General features: G+C 45.0%; 16 protein-coding genes and 1 riboswitch. Of the genes, 9 read left to right on the top strand and 7 right to left on the bottom strand.

Translation table 11 applies throughout. The features are described 5' to 3' along the window. Positions 1-31 precede the first annotated feature (31 nt). Positions 32-1,843 (bottom strand): TrkH family potassium uptake protein, encoded by a 1,812-nt coding sequence (locus D0X99_RS01550; RefSeq protein ID WP_119475876.1) that lies wholly within the window; start codon positions 1,841-1,843, stop codon positions 32-34. A gap of 68 nt (positions 1,844-1,911) precedes the next feature. Beyond that, entirely contained in the window at positions 1,912-3,126 is a 1,215-nt protein-coding gene (locus tag D0X99_RS01545) for a voltage-gated chloride channel family protein (protein ID WP_233553621.1), read from the bottom strand. Positions 3,127-3,278: 152 nt separating this feature from the next. Between D0X99_RS01545 and D0X99_RS01540 the strand changes: the two genes are divergently transcribed. Continuing rightward, positions 3,279-4,172: a TIGR01777 family oxidoreductase gene (locus D0X99_RS01540; protein ID WP_119475875.1), complete on the top strand. Its 894-nt coding sequence runs from the start codon at positions 3,279-3,281 to the stop codon at positions 4,170-4,172. 4 nt (positions 4,173-4,176) lie between these two features. Here D0X99_RS01540 and D0X99_RS01535 read toward each other — a convergent pair whose 3' ends face one another. The 3 genes from D0X99_RS01535 to D0X99_RS20740 are packed head-to-tail and all read right to left on the bottom strand — an operon-like array spanning position 4,177 to position 4,835. After that, the gene (locus tag D0X99_RS01535) at positions 4,177-4,344 is read right to left on the bottom strand and encodes a PLDc N-terminal domain-containing protein (protein WP_119475874.1); all 168 of its coding nucleotides are present in this window, start codon (positions 4,342-4,344) and stop codon (positions 4,177-4,179) included. A 3-nt stretch (positions 4,345-4,347) separates the two neighbouring features. Then, entirely contained in the window at positions 4,348-4,581 is a 234-nt protein-coding gene (locus D0X99_RS01530; RefSeq protein WP_119475873.1) for a PLDc N-terminal domain-containing protein, read from the bottom strand. Between the two features lie 17 nt (positions 4,582-4,598). Next, positions 4,599-4,835, bottom strand: a complete 237-nt coding sequence (locus tag D0X99_RS20740; RefSeq protein ID WP_119475872.1) for a PLDc N-terminal domain-containing protein — start codon at positions 4,833-4,835, stop codon at positions 4,599-4,601. Between the two features lie 92 nt (positions 4,836-4,927). On the opposite strand from D0X99_RS20740, the gene D0X99_RS01520 reads away from it, so the two are divergent. The 5 genes from D0X99_RS01520 to D0X99_RS01500 all read left to right on the top strand — a co-directional run bounded on the left by D0X99_RS01520 (position 4,928) and on the right by D0X99_RS01500 (position 11,093). Then, positions 4,928-7,480 carry a M14 metallopeptidase family protein gene (locus D0X99_RS01520; protein WP_119475871.1) on the top strand — a complete coding sequence of 851 codons (2,553 nt, stop codon included), beginning with the start codon at positions 4,928-4,930 and terminating at the stop codon, positions 7,478-7,480. A gap of 92 nt (positions 7,481-7,572) precedes the next feature. Then, on the top strand, positions 7,573-8,685 hold the full coding sequence (locus tag D0X99_RS01515; protein WP_119475870.1) for an amidohydrolase family protein: 1,113 nt from the start codon (positions 7,573-7,575) through the stop codon (positions 8,683-8,685). A 239-nt stretch (positions 8,686-8,924) separates the two neighbouring features. Next, complete coding sequence (locus tag D0X99_RS01510; RefSeq protein ID WP_119475869.1) at positions 8,925-9,752, top strand: LytR/AlgR family response regulator transcription factor; 828 nt, start codon at positions 8,925-8,927, stop codon at positions 9,750-9,752. 80 nt (positions 9,753-9,832) lie between these two features. Next, positions 9,833-10,456: a dioxygenase family protein gene (locus tag D0X99_RS01505; protein WP_119476378.1), complete on the top strand. Its 624-nt coding sequence runs from the start codon at positions 9,833-9,835 to the stop codon at positions 10,454-10,456. Continuing rightward, positions 10,449-11,093: a YceI family protein gene (locus D0X99_RS01500; RefSeq protein ID WP_119475868.1), complete on the top strand. Its 645-nt coding sequence runs from the start codon at positions 10,449-10,451 to the stop codon at positions 11,091-11,093. Before D0X99_RS01505 ends, D0X99_RS01500 begins: the two co-directional genes overlap by 8 nt. 189 nt (positions 11,094-11,282) lie before the next feature. Here D0X99_RS01500 and D0X99_RS01495 read toward each other — a convergent pair whose 3' ends face one another. Further along, positions 11,283-13,670 carry a TonB-dependent receptor gene (locus tag D0X99_RS01495; protein WP_119476377.1) on the bottom strand — a complete coding sequence of 796 codons (2,388 nt, stop codon included), beginning with the start codon at positions 13,668-13,670 and terminating at the stop codon, positions 11,283-11,285. Between the two features lie 142 nt (positions 13,671-13,812). Then, a riboswitch (TPP riboswitch) is annotated at positions 13,813-13,909 on the bottom strand. A gap of 92 nt (positions 13,910-14,001) precedes the next feature. Here D0X99_RS01495 and D0X99_RS01490 point away from each other — a divergent pair. From D0X99_RS01490 to D0X99_RS01480, 3 genes are all read left to right on the top strand, one after another. Further along, positions 14,002-14,847, top strand: a complete 846-nt coding sequence (locus D0X99_RS01490; RefSeq protein WP_119476376.1) for a fumarylacetoacetate hydrolase family protein — start codon at positions 14,002-14,004, stop codon at positions 14,845-14,847. Positions 14,848-14,850: 3 nt separating this feature from the next. Continuing rightward, a complete protein-coding gene (locus D0X99_RS01485; RefSeq protein ID WP_119475867.1) occupies positions 14,851-15,279 on the top strand; it encodes a secondary thiamine-phosphate synthase enzyme YjbQ in 429 nt (142 codons plus the stop codon). Between the two features lie 87 nt (positions 15,280-15,366). Next, complete coding sequence (locus tag D0X99_RS01480) at positions 15,367-17,583, top strand: carbohydrate binding family 9 domain-containing protein (protein ID WP_119475866.1); 2,217 nt, start codon at positions 15,367-15,369, stop codon at positions 17,581-17,583. Between the two features lie 43 nt (positions 17,584-17,626). Here the strand turns inward: D0X99_RS01480 and D0X99_RS01475 are convergent, their stop codons facing one another. Then, positions 17,627-20,032: an alpha-L-rhamnosidase-related protein gene (locus D0X99_RS01475; protein WP_119475865.1), complete on the bottom strand. Its 2,406-nt coding sequence runs from the start codon at positions 20,030-20,032 to the stop codon at positions 17,627-17,629. Between the last annotated feature and the right edge of the window lie 105 nt (positions 20,033-20,137).

Raw genomic sequence — 20,137 nt, 5'->3', positions numbered from 1 at the left:
AGCTCTCATACTCGCTGGTTTAGTATATTCTTTAAGTAATAAAGACAGTTTCTTCGGGTAATTTATAACGTTGTTCGGTCACTTTTCGGGTGATGGCGACTAAAATGGTGAGCGTTCCAACCCGACCAAGAAACATAACAAAACTGACCACAAGCTTACTGGCGGTTGTCAGTTTCGGAGTTATTCCCAAGCTAAGCCCCACTGTACCAAATGCTGAGAAAATCTCAAACGCAACATCAATCAATGCCAATTCCGGGTTGAAAATTGTTACCAAAAACACCCCAAAACCGATGGTTAAAAAGGACAAGGCGATCACAGCAAAAGCCTTTCTCAAGGTTTCAGCAGTGATTTGTCTGCCAAAAATTTCAACTCTCGTCCTTCCTGAAGCAATACTCCAGGTATTCAATACCGCAACTGCAAATGTACTGGTCTTGAGCCCCCCGCCCGTGGATCCCGGAGAAGCTCCGATCCACATTAAAATCAGATAAATCAAAACCGTGGGGACCGACAGTGCCGTCATATCAACGGTATTGAATCCTGCCGTCCTTGGAGTCACCGAGCCAAAGAACGCCGTAACGAACTTGCCATAGGGACTGAGACCTTTCAGGGTATAATCTTGCTCAAAATACCAATACGCGACAAATCCAACAATCAACAAGGCTCCAGTGGTATACATGACCAGACGCGTATTAATGTTGGTCACTCGAGGAGTATGCTTGTATGCTTCTCCATATACCTTGGCCCGGAAAGCACCTTTGATGACCCGAAAAAAATAATTGTAGTAGTTGATAAATACTGGAAAACCAATACCTCCTAGGATAATTGTAATTGCCACAACGAGGTGCATGTTGTACAATTCCCTAAATCCTGGCTCGTATAATCCTGAACTAAGTGTAGAAAAGCCAGCGTTGCAAAAAGCCGAAATCGCATGAAAACTGGCAAAAAACCATTTTTGCCCTGAGGATGAAAAAAGAGCATCATCCGTCCAAACGTAGATCAAGATCGCTGAAAATAGCTCAACCAAAAGGGTAAAAACGATGATTTTGATCAAGGTTGCAGTGATTTCTCCCACGTTGTTTTCATTGATGTAGTCCCGCAAAAAAAGCGTGTTTTCGATAGAAAGGCTTCCTTTGAAGAAGAACCCAAAAAAGGTCGTGAAGGTCATCATCCCCAATCCTCCGATCTGGAATAGAGTCATGATAATGATCTGACCAAACGGGGTGAAGGCCTTGGAAGTATCCAAAACCGCCAATCCTGTTACGCAGACCGCAGAGGTGGAAGTGAATAGCGCGTCAATAAAACTGATCCCGGCAGTCGTTGAGCGGGGCAAACTAAGCAGCGCTGCACCGATCAAAATCAGGATCATGAAACTCAGAATAAAGACCAATGACGGACTGAGCTTGAGCTTATTGACCAAAAGACTGAATTTTCCGAGCTCCTGGATGAAGATCAGAATGACAAGAATATTGACAAAAAGATACTTCCTGGAGACTATCAAAGCGTCCTCTGAAAGGTCTCCAAATGCTCTCCACCTGATCAAAGCCGACAAAATCAGCAGAACAGCTACGATTAGCTCAAAAATCGTTCTTTTATCCTTTAATGATTTCCCAGAAACGAGGTCTCTTCCAATGATAACCAGGCCCAACAAAAACAAAATCACATCAAAAATTCCAGAGGTAATCCGAATTTTGTCAGGGTCAGATGCGTAGCCAAGTTGGTAGATAAATAGCCCAAAAGTCCCAAAACTTAGGTACCGAATAGCTTGCTCCAATACCAAAACCAAGTTTTTAATAAAGATCAGGTTTTGATCTGGATTTGAGAAAAACGGGGAATTTGCCTTCATTTTTTTACCCTAAGTATTGGACTAAAATGAAATTTCCTGTCCAAAAACAACTCGAAGGTAATCCTTTTTCAGAATCGCCGCAGATATTTGAATTCAATTTTTTGGGAGGAATAAATGCTCCCCTTTCCGCTGAATAAAAAGGAAACAAAACAAGCCAAGCCTAAAAAAATCCCCGACTCATAACCAAATAGCTCCAATCCCATCACCGTACAGGCAATTGGAGTATTGGTGGCTCCTGAAAAAACTCCCACAAATCCCATCCCTGCCAAAAGTGCAAGAGGTAAGGGAATCCAAACTGAAAGCGCATTTCCCAAGGTAGCACCAGTGAAAAAAAGCGGAGTAACCTCACCACCCTTGAAACCGGATCCTATTGTCAATCCGGTCAATCCGGTTTTTACCAACCAATCGTACCAAGGCAAGGGAGTTTCAAAAGCCTCCACAATTCTCGGGATGCCTAAGCCTATGTATGTCGTTGATCCAGAGAAATACACAAAAGCGGCAATCAAAATCCCTCCCAAAACAGGCCGAAGCGGTGGATATCCAACGTGTTTGAAAAGGTCTGCTACTCGATGCCCTGTCTCGGCAAACAATCGGGCCGAAAGCCCAAATGCAATTCCTGCCGGAACTACCCAAGCCAGATTTTGGAGGGAATACATGGGTACTTCAGGAATGGCATACTGCATATGCCCCACACCCCAAACAACTTCGCAAGTCCAGTCAGCCACTAAAGCTGTCCAAAAAGCCGGAAAAATTGATTTCCACTGAAATTTCCGGTTCAGCATCCATTCCAGGGAGAAGATCGCTCCGGCCAAAGGGGTTGCAAAAACTGCAGCAAATCCACCTGCCACTCCACAAATAAGAATCAATTTTCGATTTTCCGAGTCCAACGAAAACCATTTCGTCATTTGATCCGCCAGTGAAGCACCCATTTGCACAGCGGTACCCTCCCGTCCGGCAGATCCACCAAAAAGGTGCGTAATAATTGTCCCAAAAAGAACCAAAGGAGTCATCCGGAGAGGGATGGGACTTTGACTCTGATAGAGCTCATCCAAAAGGAGATTATTTCCTTTATAAGAATTGGCCCCATAATGGTGATAAACATACCCGATCCCGAATCCTGCAAGTGGCAACAGGGAGATCAGCCAAAGGTGAGTTTCCCGAAAATGGGTCGCCCAATCCAGGGAAACCAAAAAGATCGCCGACGCCGAACCGGAAAGAATGCCTACCAAAGCAGCCAATCCGAGCCAAAGGACGAAGTATCGGGCCAAAACTCTTCCGTTCACGATCAGGGGTTTGGCGCAAATTAAGAGTTGAAAACAGAAATTTGATTCGGCAAACGAATAAATAAAACCAAACAATTTGCTCGGTCGGTTGTCACGAAAGCGTACATTTCAACCAATTCCGGGTTTTTCAGGTTACCATAGAAATCGTCACCATGCAAAAAATTCTCATTACAGGAGGATCAGGCCTAGTAGGTCAACGAATAACTGACTTATTGGAAAAGAAGGGCTATCAAGTAGCTTGGCTGAGTAGATCCAACCAATCCGGACGAAAATCATTTCTCTGGAATGTGGAAAAACAGGAAATAGATCAGGAAGCCATGGAGTGGGCCGACGCGGTAATCCATTTGGCCGGGACAGGAGTTGCTGAAAAGCGCTGGACACCTGAGCGAAAAAAGCTCATTTTGGAATCCCGTACCCAAAGCACCCTATTACTCTATTCAGCTATAGAAAAGTCCGCAAAGCGCCCCAACACGTTTATATCGGCTTCCGCAGTAGGCTTCTATGGATTCAATACCGGTACTGCCTTGGTAGATGAAACTAGCCCGGCGGGAACCGACTTTCTGGCTAATGTCGTCGTAGCTTGGGAAAACGAGGTGAAAAAAATGGAACACCTTCAACTTCGCACAGTTCTGCTTCGGATAGGAATTGTTCTTGATGCGGATGGAGGAGCGTTGAGAGAGATGTTAAAGCTGCCAGTGGCGGCACCGCTTGGATCCGGAGATCAATGGATGAGCTGGATTCACATCGAAGACTTGGCCAGGATGTTTGTGTTTGCCTTGGAAAAAACTACCCTTCAGGGTATTTACAATGCCGTTGCCCCTAATCCTGCCACCAATCAGCAAATCACGCAAGAAGCGGCATCCGCCAAAGGAAAAGCCTATCTGGGGATTGGAGTACCGGGATTTGTGTTAAATCTGGTATTGGGAGAAATGGCCGCAATGGTCTTGGGTGGTAACCGCGTTTCCTGCCAAAAAATCCAAAAGGCCGGATTTCAATTTGAGTTTTATGATTTGACAGCGGCCTTGAAGGATATTTTTCGAAACTAAGGAGTCAAAGCCTTTTGTTTCGTCCCACTGCAAACCAAAGGATTGTACCCAGCAACGGAAGCAGAAGGACAATGAGTACCCAGATCAATTTATCGTTCGAATTGGCAAAGCGGCTGCTTACCACCTCATAGATCGTGTAAAAATAGACGATGATCCCTAGAAATTTCCACATGATTTAAGTCGTTTTGGAACCCTTGCCCAATATCAAATAGGCGATTGGACCAAGTCCATGGGCAAAAAGTAAAATAAGCACCCAGATGAGCTTCATATTTTGGTCTTTGAAATTAGACCGGATAGCATCTACCAGACAATATACCCAAAGAACAAAGTAGGCCAAGGAAAATAGAAGTAGGACGATTATAAATCCTCCTCCCATATTTTGTACAAAAGATAAGGTCGTGTTTACCATGCTTTATGCGAATTAATTCAATTAAAATTTGGCTGAAATTTCCTTTCCTTTTTTGAGCTTCTACTCATACTGAGGTATTGAAACGTCCCGAAAACCGGGCCAACCCAAATCAGAATCAACCAGATTAATTTTTGATTGGCTCCTCTAAATTCATTTCTCAGGCAATCAAAAAGCGCATTGGCCCAGAAACCAAGGTAAACCAGGCCTGATAATTGCCAAAAAATCAATCCCGAACTAGGTGTTATTAAATCCATGTCGCTTCTTCCATTATTTTTACCACCGATCCAAAATAGCTTTTTTTGATAAATCTAAGTAAGAATTTAGTCGAATATTCAACCCACAACCTATGAAAAAGTACGCGATCACAGTGATTTTGGCACTTTTGGCATCACTCACTTTCGCACAGGATTTGAGTTATTATTTGCCGAAAGGCTATACATACAACCCCGCAATTCCAACTCCTAAGCAGGTTTTAGGCTATGAAGTGGGAGAATGGCACGTAACCCACGACCAATTGGTCATGTACATGAAGGCCGTTGCCGAAGCTTCCGACCGGGTGATTTTCGAAGAGACAGGAAGATCTTACGAGAAGCGTCCACAGACGCTTTTGACGATCACTTCCCCGGCCAACTTGGGTAAACTTGACCAAATCAAAGCCGATCGGGCAAAACTTCGTGATCCCGGAGCTTCAGTAAACATTGCATCGATGCCGGCGGTGATGTTTATGGGTTATTCAGTCCATGGTAATGAGCCCAGCGGTGCAAACGCCGCTTTGGTTGCGGCTTATCACTTTGCAGCAGCCAACGAAATCGCAACAGATCTCGAAAACATAGTCCTTCTCCTTGATCCGGCTATCAATCCCGACGGACTGAATCGGTTCGCTTCGTGGGTCAATTCCCATAAAGCATATATCCTTAATGGAGACCCTGCTCAGCGAGAATTAAACGAAGCATGGCCTCGTGGCAGAACCAACCACTATTGGTTTGATCTCAACAGGGACTGGCTACCGGTACAGCATCCTGAATCCAGAAACCGGGTAAAAGTCTTCCAAAGCTGGTTGCCAAATATCCATTTGGATTTCCATGAGATGGGAACAAACAGCACCTTCTTTTTCCAGCCGGGAGTCCCTGCCAGAGTTCACCCCTTGACCCCAAAGAAAAACTTCGAGTTGACCGAAAAGATCGGTACCTACCACGCCAAAGCACTCGATCAGATCGGCTCTCTGTATTACAATCAGGAGAATTACGATGATTTTTACTACGGAAAAGGCTCCACCTATCCGGATGTCCAGGGATCAATCGGGATTCTTTTCGAGCAGGCAAGCTCACGTGGCCACTTGCAGGAAAGCGCCAATGGCATGCTGAGTTTTCCATTCACGATCAGAAATCAGTTTACCGCCAATCTTTCTTCTTACCAAGCAGCCAAGGAAATGCGGGTTGAGCTCAACCAGTGGATGAAGGATTTCTACACCGACATCAAAAAAGAGACTGACGCTGATATCAACAAAGCTTACATTTTCGGGGCCAAGGACGACGAGGCACGAAGCTTCCATCTGGCGGATTTGATTTTACAACATGACATCAAGGTATTTGAGCTGCAGGAAGACATCACGGTAAATGGTAAGCAATTCAAAAAAGAAACTTCCTACATCGTCCCAGCGGACCAACCTCAGTACCGATTGATCAAAGCCATGTTTGAGACGAGGACTACGTTTCAGGACAGCTTGTTTTATGACATTTCTGCCTGGACTTATCCGATGGCTTTCCATTTGGATTTTATGGCGCTGAACAGCAAAATCCTGAACCTCGCCAATGTACAGCTGATCAATAAATCAGGGTTTGCTCTTGCCCCGGGCAAGGTCGTGGGAACGGCAGGGGCTTACCAGTATGCTTTGGAATGGTCTGATTATTATGCCCCAAAAGCAGCCTATCAATTACTAAAAGCCGGTTTTTTGGTACGGGTTGCCAATGCTGAATTCACTACCCCCGAAGGAAAAACCTTTGGTCGGGGGACTATTCTTATTGACAAAGGTGAATCCGGTCTGGACAATGAAGCGTTTTTCCAAAAACTTCAGGAAATCGCCCAATCTTCCCATGTGGATATCCACGCCATCACCACAGGATACACCGGTGGGATGAACTTGGGATCGACATTTATTTCTCCGATCAAAAAACCTGAAATCGCCCTACTAGTCGATGGAGGAGTGGACAGTGGGGAAGCAGGGGAAATTTGGCACCTGCTGGATCAGCGGATGCAGATGCCTGTGACTTTGCTTCCGGTAAGTTCTGTTTCCATGGCTAATCTGGATCGCTACAACGTAATCCTGATGGCTGATGGCAACTACAATTCCCTTGGAAAAATGGGTGCCGATAAACTGAAAGAATGGACTGAAAAAGGAGGAACGCTCGTGGCAAAAGGTGGCGCTCTTCGCTGGCTCGCACAAAATGAAATCGGCAACTTCACCTTCAAATCCGTGGATAACGCAGACAAAGGCCTGCAGCTTAACTACGCTGATTTCCAAAATGCAACCGGGGCAAAAGATACCTTCGGGGCAATCTTCAAAGCCAATTTGGACGTAACGCATCCGATTGGATACGGATATTCAGAAAAACAAATCTTCACCTTCCGAAACGACAATTTCTTCCTCGAACCATCCACAAATCCTTACGCCAATCCTTTGGTATACACTGAAAATCCATTGGCCTCAGGATACTTGCACCCCAGTAATTTGCCGGGAATCCAAAATAGTGCAGTCGTTCGTGTTTCAGGAGTTGGAAGAGGTAGAATAGTAGGTTTTGCAGATAATCCAAACTTCAGAGCATTTTGGTTTGGGACAAACAAACTCTACATGAATGCTATTTTCTTTGGTCAGGTAATCGACGGAGGTACTGCCCGCTAAATCATTGAAATCCCGGCTTTTCCTCCGGGATTTCTTTTTTTCCGTTCAAAAAAATTTAAATCCATTTTAATTCGATTTCAGTTTAATCGCACATGAAGAAAGCACTACCCATTTTCGCCTCCCTCTTCTTATCTGCCGGGCTTGTCTTTGCCCAGGATATGAGTTTTGAGGGATACAACCCACCATCCACACTTAAGGTCCCTGAAAATCCGGTGACACGGGCCAAATTCCCTTTCATCGATATTCACAGCCATCAGGGCGGAATCAACAAGGGAAAAATTGACCAGCTCCAATCTGAAATGGATGAACTCAACATGGGCATCATGATCAACTTGAGCGGACGTGGATTTGGCCAGGGGAATTCAAACGCCCAACAGGAATACATCCGTGGAATGATGAATGAGTTTAAAACTCACGCTCCGGGCAGATTTATGGTTTTCACCAACCTGAATTTCAATGGATTTGGAACTCCGGAATGGACTGCCTTAGCAGTGAAAGAACTGGAAGAAGATATAAAAGCAGGGGCAGTGGGATTGAAGATTTACAAGAGCCTCGGGTTGAATTCCAAAGACAACAATGGCAAGCGAATTCCAGTGGATCACCCAGATTTGGATCCCGTGTGGGCAAAAGCAGGTGAACTCGGCATCCCCGTTCTGATCCACTCCGCGGATCCGGCTCAGTTCTGGCAACCCATGGATTCCACCAACGAACGTTGGCTGGAACTCAAACTCCACCCTAACCGCCGCAGATCCGATACCGATCCGGCGCCATTTGAACAGATCATTGCGGAGCAGCACCGGGTTTTTGCAAAGCATCCCAAAACAACGTTCATCAATGCCCACATGGGTTGGATGGCCAATGACCTCGATGCTGCGGGTGCCCACCTGGACAAATACCCAAACGTCAACTATGAGATTGGCGCCATCATCGCCGAACTTGGCCGACAACCACGCCGCGCGAAGGAATTTTTTGTAAAGTACCAGGATCGGATTCTTTTCGGAAAAGACGCTTATAACAAGGAGGAATTTTACACCTACTTCCGAGTGCTGGAGAGTGAGGACGAGTATTTTCCTTATTACAAAAAATACCATGCCTTCTGGAATATGTATGGATTGGGGCTCCCAGATGAGGTGCTGAAAAAAGTCTATTACAAAAATGCCCTTCGCATCGTACCGGGATTGGACAAGACCTTGTTTCCTGAGTAATCAAAATAAGCCCATTGGGAATAGTTTAATCGGAATTGGTTTTGCACTAGTCTCAGTGGGCCTCATTTTTATGGCATTTCAACTGGCCGGATATATTTAGGGGCAGGATCAGTGTTTCCGGGTACTGGCTTGGTGGTCAGAGTATTGGGAAAGAACAATAGGAAAGTTTGTCTTATCAGATTGTAGTAGAATAGATTTGGCCAATTTTGAATTATTGGTGAAAAATCGGTTATTCTTTTATGGTCAAATCCTCCCCATTTTTCAAGTTCAGAAATGCAGTAATCAAGCCTGCTTTCAAGTTTTCTGTGGCCTTGGTCCTGATCGTGTTGGCTACCATTTTTCAGGACTACCTTCACGCAAGATACCAGTCTTACTCATTTTTCTTTTCAGAATCGCTACTGTTCAATCTACATTGGATCTTGATTCTTCCGGTTGCTCTACTGGTGAGAATGGCTTTCCGAAGGTCAAAAATTTTATCAAGTCTCGGATCAAAATGGGCTTCCCGGGTTCTTTTTGTACTTATGGCAACAGTTGTACACCTTTTCTTTTTTGCCTTTTTGGTGTTCTCAGTATCGGGTCTGTTTTATGATCACACTTTCGGGTTTTGGGAAAATGTAGTCTATTCAGTTTCCAATGATTTATACAAATTCCTACTGATCTACGCCGGTGTTTCGCTCATTCCTAATCCCTTCACTACAATTTCTCAAAATCCAACAGTTTTAGACCGTGTAGATTTTTTAATCTTTCAGATTGGAAAAAAGACAGAAAAAATTCAAATAGATGCCATTCTGTACATTTACTCTGCCACCCCTTACGTGGAGTTTTTTACTGCTGATAAAAAATACCTGCAACAAGGATCTCTCAAATCCTATTCTGAAAAACTGGACCCATCAATTTTTGTACGAATCCATAAATCCACCCTGGTAAATGTCAGGAAAGTAGATTCGATCCATTCCCGAGGCAATGGAGATTATGATGTTTTGCTTTCAACTGGGCAGCAGCTGCGACTGAGCAGAAATTACGTCCAGGACTTTCGCAGCAAATTTGAACATGCTCCCTCAGGTTGAGGTACAATCTCCACAGGTCAGCGCATCGGTTTTGTAGACCTCTTTTTCTTTCTTTCACTTTGTCAGAAAAAGAACCTGTGATGACCCGAATCCTTATTAAAGCCCTCATTCCCTTTTTTCTCCTTCTGAATTGTAATTGCTCCGGTCAGACCCCCAAGATGGTTGGCGGAGGCTGTGAAGGTTGCGAAGCCATCTTTGAATTTGGGGAAAAAAGCTTGATCCCAATTGATACCCTGCCAGGATTTGATAGTTCATCACCCAAGCTCAAACTTACCGGTACGGTATTTCAGAGCGATGGAAAAACCCCTGCAAGCGGCGTAATTCTCTATGTCTATCACACTGACCGAACGGGAATTTATCCCAAAAAGGGAAATGAAACAGGCTGGGGAAGACGTCATGGATACCTGAGAGGATGGATAAAAACCGATGAAAGTGGGCAGTATGCTTTTTTCACCTTTCGTCCGGCAGCCTATCCTGATGGATCCGAGCCGGAGCACATTCACTTGACAGTAAAGGAGCCGGACAAAAACGAATATTACCTGGATGATTTCATGTTTGAAGATGACCTGATCCTAACCCAACAAAAAAGGGCGCTTCTCCCTAATCGCGGAGGCTCCGGGATAGGATCGCCCAAACAGGAAAACGGTATCCTTACTTTCCATAGAGATATCACTCTTGGCCTTCATATTCCTGACTATGAATAAGTTGGGGATAATCCTCTTACTTCTCTTGGCTGCCAGCTGTGTGGATAAGTCAACTTCCGAAGTCCAAAAGGTTCATATACAAGCTCCCAAAAGCCAAAGTAGCCAGCAAGAGTCGGAACTAGACACGATAAATCTTGACCTAGAGCGATCCAAACTTTTCTGGAAAGGAACCAAAATGAGAAGAACCGGAAGTCATGAAGGAGAAGTCGGCATAAATCAGGGATTTTTGCTAAGGAACAAAACTGACCTGATCGGTGGCAAATTTGAAATTGACATGAAGCGGATTACGATTACAGATATTCCCATATCCGATCCTATTCCGATCAAAAATCTGACAGAACATCTGATGGATTCGGACTTTTTTGATGTGGATAACTTCCCTATCTCAACCTTTGAAATCACCAAAATAAAGACTCATTCCCCTGAAAATCTGGAAATTTCAGGGAATCTAAGCATTCGAGGAATTAGCAAAAACATCACTTTTATGGCCATTCACAACGGAAATTCAATCAATGCCCGATTTCTAATCGATCGATTTGACTGGAATATTGCCTACGAAGGCTATTGGACGGACCGGACTTTGGTGGATCGGGAGATTGAATTCCAGGTTGAGCTTATGATGGAAAGCAAAAAGTGATTTGAGCTAATGTATAGCAGCTTTACATGGGCCTTTTACTCTGTAAAGAAAATCGAAAAATCTTTACATATCCTTACGTATTCAAATAAACATATCATTCAAAAAAGACTCTCACAGATTTCACTGATATCCACAGATCTCTATTTACCTGTGTTCATCTGTGCCATCTGTGAGAGATAAAATAATTCCTTAAAACTTCATCTTCAAACCCAACAGGAAGTTCGTCCCGGCCTGTGGATAATAGAAGTTCTCGGTAACCAATTCACGTCCGTTTCCTCCAGGCACGAAATAGCTAAAGGTATAGCCATTCGGTTCGTAGAGCTCATTGAAGATATTGTTGATCAGCAAATTGAGCTCCAGACCTTTGAAAAACCGAGGCTGGGCCGAGTAGCTTATTCGCAAATCATTGGTGAAAAAGGCATCCAAGGATCGGGCTTCATTGCTCGTGTTATCCAGGTACTGCCTTCCCACATATTTGCTCAGCCAGTTCAAGGAAAGATTTTTTAAAGGCTTGAACTCGATAATCGCCGAGCCCACCACATTGGGAGAAAAGGCGATGTCAGTGTCGGTATAGGTAAAACTTTCCTGCTGAAACTCTTCAGTACTGTAGTCGTCCACGTACTCCGTGAATTCCCTGATTTTATTTTGGCTCACCGCAATATTTCCCCCCAAAGTCCAGGAGGAAGAGAGCTGATATGCTCCGTCCAACTCGATTCCGGCACGATAGGAAGATTCCACATTTTCCCGGATATAGGCTCCCACATCATTGATTTGCCCAGTCAGGATCAACTGATCTTTGTAATCCATGTAGTAGAAGTTGGCGTTGTAGCTAAGCCGACCTGACTTGGCGCGGACACCCGCTTCGATGTTGTTGAGGCGCTCCGGACGGGGAACTTCCGTGATTGGATTGTCCGTGAAGTCCGAACGGGTGGGTTCACGATTGGCAACCGCATAGCTGGCATACCACGTCTGACTTCCTTTTTCATAGGAAAATCCAAACTTCGGATTGAAGAAGGTGTAGCTCTCCTGGCCATCCACAATTCGCTGATCGTCATTGACGCCTGCAAAGGAATAATCAATCCCGCGAAGCTGCAGATCGCCAAAAATATTCAAGCCCGGACTTACCTCATAGGTTGCTTTGGCGTAGATATTCCGGTCGTCTTTGATCGCATTGTTGTCGTAGTATCGGTCACGGATGTTGGTATTTCCGGCAATCCTGGCCCAAATGATCTCTCCAAAGTGCCCCCCGTCGTATCGGTTGGCTCCACCTCCAAGAATTACATCAAGCTTTCCATCCGTTGAGACATAATTCACAGACCCTACAAATCCATAAAAGTCATTGTCCAGCCAGCGGCGACGGATTATGTCTGTGCTTTCGATTACTTCATTTCCGATAGTCACAGGCGATAGCCCATAGCTTTCAAAATCATCATCCTCCCGAAACTGCTCATAATATCCACGGCCATAAGTGTAGTGCAGGGCAAGATTCGTCTTCCAGTTGGACCCTACTTTTCCGGTATAAATCAACTGATAATGATCCTGTTGATAATTATCCGTTTCATTGTCATAGGTGTAGTAATTCCAAGTTCGGTCATTCTCCAGTTTATCCTCAGGAAGACCCCACCAACTTTGGTAGGTTTGCTCTTTTCCCGAGAAAGCCACCAGCTTGATCACGTTCTTTTCTCCATAGTATCCGCCTGAAACAAACCAACTACTTAGATCTGAAAAGGCCCGATCCACGTAGCCATCCGAGGTAATTTTGGACAATCGTGCATCTACTGCAAATCGGTTATTGAGTAATCCTGTCCCAGCCTTGACCGTATGTCTCCAGGTATTGAACGACCCAAAACCGTTATCCAATTCAGCATAAGCCTCATCTTGTCGGGTATCCGTCTGGAAGTTGAGGCTGGCGCCAAATGTGGCCGCCCCATTGGTTGAGGTTCCAACTCCGCGCTGAATTTGGATATTGTCCACCGAGGAAGCGAAGTCAGGCATATTGACCCAGAAAACCCCGTGAGATTCGGCATCATTAAGCGGAATCCCGTTCACAGTTGCGTTGATTCGCGTTTGGTCCGAGCCTCGGATTCGCAATCCTGTGTATCCCACACCCGCTCCAGCATCGGAAAAACTTACCACAGAGGGAGTGAAATTCAACAAAATGGGAATATCCTGTCCCAAATTTCGTTTGGCGATTTCCGACTTATCCACAGTGGAAAATGTGGTCGGAGTAGTCGCTGCGGCACGGGTAGCCGAAACGATAAACTCTTCTGTGAGGATCTCTTTACTTACCAATGAAATTTCCAATTGTCCGGAATAGGGAACCGAAACCAACTGTCGATAGGTCTCAAAACCCAAGTAAGAAATTCTCAATTCCAACGGACCCATCGGCAGTTTGGTCAGGGTAAACAGACCTTTCTCGTCCGTGACAGCTCCTTTACCCAGGTTTTCAGTCCAGACAAAGGCACCTACCAAGACCTCACCTGTTTTGGCATCTGTTACTTTTCCGCTTAGGCTTTGTTGTGCCCAAGCTGAAAATACGGCTAGGTATAGTACCAAGCCTGTTAGTGTTTTTTTCATTTTTAATCTTCCCTTTCGGGTGGTTGAGTGAAACATAAGAAAACCCAGGGGAGGTCTTCCGTGATTGTTTACCCGTTTTGCGAAGCAGAAACGCAACAGACCTTTCGAAGGCTAGCACTTCGGCAGAATCAATTTACATGTACGCTACGCTTTCTCATTTCCCTTCGCCGGCATTACCCGGATCAGGTCGTATGGGTATGATCTCAGCCCGTTGTATTAAGGCACCCCTTATGATCTGGAAGCAAAGGTAAGCGTGAAAAGTTTTTTTGCAAGGACTCCGCTTCAATTGGATTTTTATAAATTCAAGCCCAAACCTCAAACCCAAAAACCAATGCGCTTATTCAAACTAATTTCAGGAACACTTTTGGAAACTGACCAGGAATTTTTGTTAGGTCCCGAACTCGACTGGGATCAATTGTTGGGGAGGGAGCATTTGCCAAAACTGTTGAAATCAGAGGCTGCTCATTGGGAAAAAATCAGTGCGGAAAAAGCCACCGAACTCAAATCGGAAGGGCTTTTGGCCCCCATGGGAAATCAGGAAATCTGGGCAGCAGGAGTGACGTATTATCGTAGCCGAACCGCCCGCATGGAGGAGTCCAAAGATGCCGGTGGGGCGGATTTTTACGACAAAGTCTATGCAGCTGACCGACCAGAACTTTTTTTCAAAGCCACCGCAAGCCGGGTATCCAATCCGGGAGAAACCGTGAACATCCGAAAAGACTCCACTTGGGATGTGCCCGAGCCGGAGTTAACCTTGTTGATATCTCCATCGGGAAAAGTGCAGGGATTCACCGTGGGCAATGACATGAGTAGCCGAAGCATCGAGGGAGAAAATCCGCTCTATTTGCCACAGTCAAAAGTGTATCAAGGCTGCGCAGCAGTCGGGCCTTGCCTCTTGATTCAGGAAGAAATGCTTCCGGACACCACTACAATCCATCTTGAAATCCACAGAAACGGAAAAATCGAAGCCTCGGGAGATACGACTTTGGCCCAGATGAAGCGAAAACCTCAAGAACTCGCAGATTGGCTTTTTCGGGCAAATACGTTTCCTATCGGTTGCCTGATGATGACAGGAACTGGCATCGTCCCGGATAATTTTACCCTTCGGGCCGGGGACCTTGTCAAAATCAGGATTGAAGGAATCGGAACCTTGGAAAATAAAGTGGGATCGATTTAATCCATGTCCCTTTACTTCCAAAAGCAGCTTCGATTGCCAAGCTACCATCAGGGCTATCACCTGATTACAGACCAGATCGAAAAAACGATTCCTGAAATCAGGGAGATCCGTATTGGATTTTTGCAGGTTTTTATTCAGCATACCTCTGCAGGACTATGCATCAACGAGAATGCGGATCCAACTGTGAGGAAAGATTTTCAGACTTTTGTCAATGAACTGATTCCGGAATCTTATCCTCGGTTTGTGCATAATTATGAAGGAGCCGACGATATGCCTGCCCATATCAAAAGCGCATTTTTCGGGACGAGCGTTCAAGTCCCCATTTCTTCCGGAAAACTGGCTTTAGGAATCTGGCAAGGGATTTACCTCTGTGAATTTCGCAGGGACGGGGGCTCCCGAAATTTGGTCCTGACAGCTTTCGGAGCTCCATAAGTCGAAATTAAAACCCTTTTTTGCCTTTGATAAAATTCTTTGGATCCTGCGATTTCCAAAAGCTAATTTTGAGTGTTGCTCCAACCTATGAAGTCCCTTTTCGGAACTATTTCAATTCTCTTCCTTTTCTGCCCTTTCCTTTTCGCCCAACAAGTCGATGAGGGAAACTCAAATGCCTTTGCTTTCAAGCTGAAGGAACCTATTGTTTTGGATGGAATTCTGGATGAACCCATCTGGACTGACAGTGAGGGATGGAACGGGGAATTCAGACAATATTTTCCTTCCGATACGTCCAGGTCTCAGGTAAATACCCGTGTAAAAGTCGCTTTCGACGAAAACAACCTCTACATCGCGGCGGTGATGGAAAATAACGGACCGCGAAAATATGTATCCACTTCGCTAAGACGGGATTTCCGCGGAGAGCAAAACGATGCCATTGTGTTTGTTTTTGACACTTTCAATGACAAGACCAACGCATTTCAATTTGGGATCAATCCCTATGGCGTTCAACGGGAAGGCTTAGTCTCCAACGGAGGTACACGATCAGAAGATTTGAGCCTGGCTTGGGACAATAAGTGGTTTTCAGTTGCAAAAATCAATGAAAATTCCTGGCAGGCGGAGGTGGTCATTCCTTTGACCAGCATCCGTTTCAACGAAGGAGCTCAAAACTGGAATGTCAATTTTTATCGAATCGACAGTCATTATGGCGAACGAAGCACCTGGTCTCCGGTTCCAAGAAATATTCCGATCCTCAGTACAGCCTTTTTGAGAAAACTCATCTTCGAAGAACCGCTCAAGAAGAGCTCCGCAAACATTTCTTTGATTCCCTACACTGCGGCAAGAGCTTCCAAAAATTTTCTGGAAGGGACTCAGGAAGAACTTACCCCTTCCTTCGGTGGAGATGCCAAAATCGGGATTGGGCCTGCTTTAAATTTGGATTTGACTTTTAACCCGGATTTTTCCCAAGTGGAAGTCGATCAACAGGTTACAAATCTGGATCGCTTTGAGATCTTTTTCCCTGAGCGTAGGCAGTTTTTCCTGGAAAACGCCGACCTCTTTGACAGCTTTGGACAGCCTCGTTCCAGACCTTTTTTCTCCAGGAGAATTGGGGTTGATATTGATTCTGCCACCGGACAAAATGTGCAGAGTAAAATCATCTATGGGGCCCGTCTCAGCGGAAAGCTGAATGAGAATTGGAGAATCGGAGCTATGAACATGCAAACCGCAACGGATGAAAATGCGGGTATTGCCGGCAAAAACTTCACAGTGCTCGCGGTTCAGAAGAAAGTGTTTACCCGATCCAACATCGGGCTGATCTATGTGGACCGAGAATCCCTTGCCCTCGATGAGTTTCAGCAGTTGTTTGATCCCACCGCTTACAACCGACTGATCGGTGCAGATTACAATTTGAATTCATCCAATGGGAAATGGACTGGAAAGGTATTTTACCATCGAACCTTTGAATCCACCGATTTGGAAAAACCTTATTCCTTTAATACTTACCTGCTTTTTACAGACATTCATTGGAACTGGACCTTTAGCTTTCAAGACGTTGGAAAATCATTTAATCCGGAAGTCGGTTTTGTCCCCCGAGTGGATTTCAAACGGGTAAATCCTGATGTATCTTATTTGTTCTATCCCAAGTCGAGATTGATCAACCGTCATGGTCCAAAATTGGAATATGAAGGATATTGGAATGAAACCCTCGGGCAGACGGACAGGGATATCAACTTAAGCTACCTCATCCGATTCAATTCGCTTTCAGAGTTGACAGTGACTCAGCGTAACCGGTATGTTTATCTTTTTGAGGACTTTGATCCGACCAGAACTGGGGGAGAGCCACTTCTAGCAGGCACGGATTATACCAATCAAACCATCCGGATAGAATACGAAAGCAACCCAAGAAATGTATTCAATATCAAATTGGAAGCAGAAGCCGGAGAGTATTTCACCGGAAACTTTCAGCGGGTAATCAGCCAGATGGGATTGAGATTAGGCTACTTGGCCAACATTTCGATGAATTTCAACTATGCCCGAATCCGCCTTCCAGAGCCCCAAAACGATGCAAATTTGGTTTTGGTAGGACCTCGCATCGACCTCACCTTTACCAAAAATCTGTTCTGGACGACTTTTATCCAATACAACAATCAGATCGACAACCTCAATATCAACACCCGACTACAGTGGAGATATGCTCCTGTTTCAGATTTCTTTCTGGTATACACCGACAATTATTTCCCAGGTGACTTTATGCCTAAGCAGCGCTCTTTGGTCCTGAAGTTAAATTATTGGTTGAACCTGTAATAAAATACCTTTCAGGTTTTCGAAAATCCTCAAGGTCCAAAAATCATCTACTCGCCTCCACACGTACTTTTTTACCTGACATAAGAATTCTCCGAAAACCGCCCTGTGTATCCGAGCTGACTTCCTTACCCAACACTTTCACCTTGGAAAATTCCTCTGGGAGCTCAATCGAAATCCCCCATTTGGACTGGGTCTGCTCCACCTCTATCGCACGAACTCCCGACTTATCCACATAGGTAACACGGATTTCATTGTCTCCAATTAGTACCTTTTGAATGGAGGCTTCTTCCCAGGAAGTTGGCATTTGAGGACGGATATGGATTACCTTGTTTCCTGCGTCGGGCTGAATCCCAAAAAACTGCATGACGATCGGAACGGCAAAACTATACATGTTCCAAGCCTGAGTAAACATTCCGTAATCAGGCGAAACCTCATAGATTGAACCGGGAAGAGCAAATCCAAAACTTCGAGTCATTCGCTTGAGGTAATCCAAAGCTCCATTAGGATTGCCGTATCGGTTCTCGCCGATTGCAGAGACTCCTGTGGGCAAAGTCATCACGGCACCGGTATAAGAAAAGCTTTTGCTTCCCGAAAAAGAACCGTCTTCATTCTCTGCACTTTCATCCCTATCGATACCGGTCACAAAGGTTCCAAATGGATTGGTGTACTTTTTTGCGGTAGCCAAAGCAATTTTCGCTTTTTCCGAATCTGCTATTCCGGTTTCCATTGGGGTGTTGACCACCCAGTTATGGTAAAGGACAAAGCCCTGCTTTTGATTTTTTGGCAATGTGGATAACTTTGCTTTTGTCGCCTGCAATTCTGCGACTGCCCAAGGTTTTTTCAGCGTATCTGCCCGGATTATTGCCCCATCGATCAAGTGAATCGCCTCCTGAGCGGTACCGATAAAATCAGCATAGCTTCCGAATTCGTCCACCCAGAAATCCGAGTTAATTTTGAAGGCCAGTGAATCAGCCTTCTGTTGATAACTTTTGGAAAGCTCTGTTTTTCCCAGAATTTCGGCCATTTTTGATGCATCAGCAAAGGCCTTCTGACTGTAAACTGCCACATCAATCATCTCGGATTTCAATCCGTGAATCTCCATCATTCCATAGCCATCGGGGAGAAGGTTTCCGTCCTTGTCATTTTCAGTCAGGAGCCATTTCAGACCTTTTTCGATGGTAGGAAAATACTTTTCCAGCAATTCACGGTCTCCTGTCCAGCGATACACTTCCCAAATCGTCGAAGCCCATTGTGGCGTTTCATTGATATTTCCGGGATTGAAGACTGCTCCATTGGTGCTGACCTCATGTACGATTCGGCCGTTTCCGTTCTCCTTTTCAGAAAGACTGTGGATAAGTTCCAAGGTGGAATAAACCAAGTCTTTCCTCCCAGTAGCAATCAAACCTTGGATGGTATATTCACTGTCCACCCCAAACCACCAAGGATAATCCTGCAGTCCAGCACCAAATCCGCGACCGATTCCAGGCACATCCCGCACCAGCCAATCGGTGTTGTACTTAATCCATTCAAAGGCTTTTTGGAGTTCGGGATCGGGTACTTGAATCTGCGATTGTTGGGCCAGAGATTCATAACGCTTCTTTTTGGCAAACCAATCAGCAGAAAGGTTTTGCCGCAAATCGACCAATGTCTCCATGGCTTTCAGCTCATTTTCTGTCGAACCTGCGATGTAGATTGGAATGATTTGTTCGGATTCAGCAGGTACAGTTACCTCCAAAGAAAAACCGGAGGCCGAACCCTGTCCTTTTGGAGAATACGAGCAAGTCAGGTCTTTTTGTAAAGAAAGTGGAATATTCTCATCGGTTCCCCAAACAGCAAACCAAGGATTCCCCTCATCTTTCGCAGTGAAGGTATTGGTCAGCTCATCAAATGAAATCACATCTGGCTGATCGACCATTCCAGTGCGCTCACCCAACCAAACCGGCATCAAATCCACAAAAGCGTTGAACTGAAATCGAATGTTTTTCGCTGACTTATCCACATTTTGCAGGCGAAACAATACCGTTATTCCTTCCTTACCATCTGCTACAAACTGAATGCGCTCAACCTCTATTCCAGCTTCTGGGAATTTAAATTTCAAAACATTGGAAAACGGATAATTGGTAAAAGTCTCCGCTTGATCCAGGCAATAGGTATCTTCTCCCATAGACAAAGAAGCCGTAAATCCATCCATAAGCTTGATCGGATGCAGCCAAATTCCACCCATTTCTCCCTCCACATGCCAGCCTAAATCGGGGAAAGTTCCATTTTGGTGGCCAATCAAGTACACCCGATCTCCGGCTGAAACAAAAGGCGAAGAGAAGTATTCCGATTTCCCGACCAAGCCTTCCTGAGAAGACAAATCCTCAAAAACACTTTGTTCGGGAGTGAGTGATCCCTGGCAGGAAAACAACAAAATCAAAAGGCCGGAAGTCAAAAATTTGGCAACCATAGAAAGTAGGATTTAAGCCAAAAGATAAACCAAATCGATCGAAAACTGGAAAGAAAGGGCATTTTCCGAAGAAAAAGCCCGAACTCAAAGTTTAAAAAGGATCCA

Source organism: Algoriphagus lacus (genome assembly GCF_003583985.1).
Classification (GTDB): Bacteria; Bacteroidota; Bacteroidia; order Cytophagales; family Cyclobacteriaceae; genus Algoriphagus; species Algoriphagus lacus.
The sequence above is the reverse complement of the archived record's forward strand: the minus strand, read 5'-3'. Positions and strand labels throughout refer to the sequence as shown.

Bases quoted from the DNA above. Each gene is read 5' to 3' on its own strand.
- D0X99_RS20740 (WP_119475872.1), bottom strand. From the start codon at position 4,835: ATGGATTTAATAACACCTAGTTCGGGATTGATTTTTTGGCAATTATCA.
- D0X99_RS01505 (WP_119476378.1), top strand. From the start codon at position 9,833: ATGACCCGAATCCTTATTAAAGCCCTCATTCCCTTTTTTCTCCTTCTG.
- D0X99_RS01480 (WP_119475866.1), top strand. From the start codon at position 15,367: ATGAAGTCCCTTTTCGGAACTATTTCAATTCTCTTCCTTTTCTGCCCT.
- D0X99_RS01520 (WP_119475871.1), top strand. From the start codon at position 4,928: ATGAAAAAGTACGCGATCACAGTGATTTTGGCACTTTTGGCATCACTC.
- D0X99_RS01500 (WP_119475868.1), top strand. From the start codon at position 10,449: ATGAATAAGTTGGGGATAATCCTCTTACTTCTCTTGGCTGCCAGCTGT.
- D0X99_RS01485 (WP_119475867.1), top strand. From the start codon at position 14,851: ATGTCCCTTTACTTCCAAAAGCAGCTTCGATTGCCAAGCTACCATCAG.
- D0X99_RS01495 (WP_119476377.1), bottom strand. From the start codon at position 13,670: ATGAAAAAAACACTAACAGGCTTGGTACTATACCTAGCCGTATTTTCA.
- D0X99_RS01530 (WP_119475873.1), bottom strand. From the start codon at position 4,581: ATGGTAAACACGACCTTATCTTTTGTACAAAATATGGGAGGAGGATTT.
- D0X99_RS01475 (WP_119475865.1), bottom strand. From the start codon at position 20,032: ATGGTTGCCAAATTTTTGACTTCCGGCCTTTTGATTTTGTTGTTTTCC.
- D0X99_RS01550 (WP_119475876.1), bottom strand. From the start codon at position 1,843: ATGAAGGCAAATTCCCCGTTTTTCTCAAATCCAGATCAAAACCTGATC.
- D0X99_RS01510 (WP_119475869.1), top strand. From the start codon at position 8,925: ATGGTCAAATCCTCCCCATTTTTCAAGTTCAGAAATGCAGTAATCAAG.
- D0X99_RS01515 (WP_119475870.1), top strand. From the start codon at position 7,573: ATGAAGAAAGCACTACCCATTTTCGCCTCCCTCTTCTTATCTGCCGGG.
- D0X99_RS01490 (WP_119476376.1), top strand. From the start codon at position 14,002: ATGCGCTTATTCAAACTAATTTCAGGAACACTTTTGGAAACTGACCAG.
- D0X99_RS01540 (WP_119475875.1), top strand. From the start codon at position 3,279: ATGCAAAAAATTCTCATTACAGGAGGATCAGGCCTAGTAGGTCAACGA.
- D0X99_RS01535 (WP_119475874.1), bottom strand. From the start codon at position 4,344: ATGTGGAAATTTCTAGGGATCATCGTCTATTTTTACACGATCTATGAG.